Here is a 390-nt window from a genome sequence, read left to right as displayed (position 1 = left end):
CATTCAGAATCTCCTCGTTCATCTTGGCGAGAAAACTCTACTTATGCAGCCCCTTAGTTTCGGGGGGGATTACCATGTGAGGTGTGAGGTGGTCCCCATTCTCCTGACGGTTTTGCGGAGCCCCTTGGCTGCCGAGCACGGCGAGCATAAGACCGTCATGATCGATGCGACCTACCTGAAGGCCCACCGAACAGCGACCAGCATGGCCGCGAAAAAGGGGCGGCATGGACGCCTGATCGGTCGCACCAAGGGCGGCATGAACCACTGCCCGGCAGGGCATTGCGCAGCAATGTCTCGAGAGGGACCAAACTGAACGCCATCTGCGACAGCAAAGGTCGTCCTCTCAGTCTGTTCGTCACCGCCGGTCAGGTCAGCGATTACATCGGCGCA

1 pseudogene is annotated in these 390 nt (G+C 59.0%); it reads left to right on the top strand.

The window, feature by feature from the left end:
- Positions 1–124 precede the first annotated feature (124 nt).
- Positions 125–390 (top strand): annotated as a pseudogene (locus tag J5474_RS22935) (hypothetical protein); the annotation flags it as partial.

The organism is Sagittula salina, assembly GCF_017813235.1.
Taxonomy (GTDB): Bacteria; Pseudomonadota; Alphaproteobacteria; order Rhodobacterales; family Rhodobacteraceae; genus Sagittula; species Sagittula salina.
The sequence above is the reverse complement of the archived record's forward strand: the minus strand, read 5'-3'. Positions and strand labels throughout refer to the sequence as shown.